Genomic DNA, 2,192 nt, shown 5'->3' on the forward strand with positions numbered 1-2,192 from the left:
TTGCTCGCGTAGTCGTCCGTGTCCTGCTCGCTGATCACGTTCAGGTGGTGGCCGATGGCCGCCACCACCTGGTTCCCGGTCAGCTGCGCGCCCTGGAGCGTCGCATCGTTGCCGGCCACCAGGCTCAGCCGGTTGGTCGCGTCGACACCAACGATTTTTATATAAAAATAAAAAATAAATCAAACGTCGCAATTTGATTAATTACAATCCTTGCCCACCTTTACTTTCCGAAGAAGCCTTAACGCAGGACTTTCACCCCCAGTAATCTCAATCCTAAATTCCGCAAAAGCACCCTCTAAATCACCATACTGACGCAACGAACCCTCATTAAATTGATAAGCACCTGGAATCGACCTCCACTCAAGCGGCGAGGTCACTTCACAATCAATCGACTTATCTAGCAAATCCTGAAGACTCAGCAAAACCTCACGAGCCTCGGGATTTACCGATGAATATTTCCTAAGAAGCTGCAACAGCACTTCAGCCTTCTGCCTCAACAAGTCTTTATTCATAACGACCTCTCAAATTTAGTTGTGCATAGACCCAATGAGTACAGGATCTGACCACAACCCGCGATTTGGCACTATGTATTGCACTCCACCACCGGCACGTTGAATTAATCCGCCAAATTCAGTAGCCGGAGCAACTTGATTGATAAACACCCCGGCAGGCTGCGCAGGTGAAATCTGATAGATCGAATATGTAGTCGACTCACTATTCAATGGCAACCCAAAGTAATCCGCCACAGTCCTTCCTGATTGCGACGCCCTACCTAGCTCTTCCATAGTTGTAAAGAAAGGTGAATAGGGACTTACTCCCACCCCCTGCGGGACAACTTTCACCAATGGGGTCGACACAACCCCCATCTGCGGCAGTGTTGCCCCACTGGATAGTTGATCCATAGCACGCGCATAAATCTGAGCGCTACTAGCACTTGGATCAGCGGCCCATAGCGCGCTCAACATATTTTGACCTGGCTGCGTCGCCAAATAATTTTGGGCTGTTGCACTATCAACACCAAGAGTCTGGAAGGTTTTAACACCTTGGACCTGAGATGTCTGAGAAATATATCCGGCATCTTGCTCCGCATAGAAAGCTTTGAGTTTTGCGTACTGTTCTGTATCGGCTTCTCCACCAGAGACTACAGGTGCAACATCTACCGCGCTTGAAATCTGACTCTGCATGTTAGCCGCAGAAGTCCCCGCCTCCGCATCCGCTACCGCCGTCGCTATCGGCACATCCGAGCCTGCCGCCGACTGGCCTCCATTCTTGATCAGGGCCCCCAGGTCGGTGACGGCGTCAGCCACCTTCCGGGCCGCATCCGGCAGCTCGTTGGCAAGCTTCAAGCCTCCACGAACGCCAGCCACGGCCGTGCCCGCATCAAATAGCAGACTTCCGATCGCCTCGCCTGCCTTCACCGAGCCATCCCAGCCGGCCACGCCCATCTGCTGTTCGATGAAATCGTAGCGCTCCTTGAACGACTTGAGCACATCGACTGGAATCTGTGCCGCCACGTTCGGATCGGTGATCATGGCCTTGATCCCATCCATGATCTGGCCCGGCTCCATGTAGGCGATTGCATCCAAGGCGTTGCGGCTGCTATGGCCGATGCCGGCCACCACGCCCACCCCAAGTCCCACGTTCTGTTCCGTGCTGATGGCGGACCACTTGGCGTTCACTTGCACCAGGCACAGGTAATTGACGCCGCAGTCCTTGATCTCCTTCTGTTCCAGCGCCTTCTGGTCGTGGCTCAGATAGTTGTAGAGCACGCCGTTGTTCGCCGCCGCCGCACCACTGCCGCCGCCGACCGCGCCGCCAATCAAAGCTGCCCCGAGTGCCGCGCCGTCCCGGCCAAGATTCGAGGCCAGATATGGCGTCGCCGCCTCACCAGCGATTGCACCCGCTGCGCCCTGAGCTGCGTTACCACCGCCGAGCGCTGACGCGGCCGCTCCCACCACGCCGTGCAGGATGTTCATGCTGGCTGAGCCATCGTTCCAGCGCTGGTAATCGCTCTTCGCCTGATTCCAGCTATCGCTGGCACTGGCCATACCCGCGGCATCCCCCTGGGCCTTGGCTTGTTCGTAAGCCGCCTGTGCCTGATTCATTCGATCGTTGGCATCTTTTTGCTTCGACAGCGCGAACTCGCCCACCGTCCGCATGCCGACCTGCGCCGCCACACTCCCCAGCTCCTG

The 2,192-nt window shown here is 56.0% G+C and carries 3 protein-coding genes; all 3 read right to left on the reverse strand.

Annotated features, from left to right (window positions below):
- A partial coding sequence (locus tag ACH65_RS21185; protein WP_425478298.1) for a hemagglutinin repeat-containing protein occupies window positions 1–176 on the reverse strand: 176 nt, incomplete at its 3' end.
- Between the two features lie 21 nt (window positions 177–197).
- Window positions 198–512, reverse strand: a complete 315-nt coding sequence (locus tag ACH65_RS19895; RefSeq protein WP_153242592.1) for a hypothetical protein — start codon at window positions 510–512, stop codon at window positions 198–200.
- 15 nt (window positions 513–527) lie between these two features.
- Window positions 528–2,192 (reverse strand): hypothetical protein (locus ACH65_RS19900; protein ID WP_425478297.1); only part of this gene is annotated, 1,665 nt, incomplete at its 5' end.

The sequence above is a fragment of the Frateuria defendens genome (assembly GCF_001182895.1).
Taxonomy (GTDB): Bacteria; Pseudomonadota; Gammaproteobacteria; order Xanthomonadales; family Rhodanobacteraceae; genus Frateuria_B; species Frateuria_B defendens.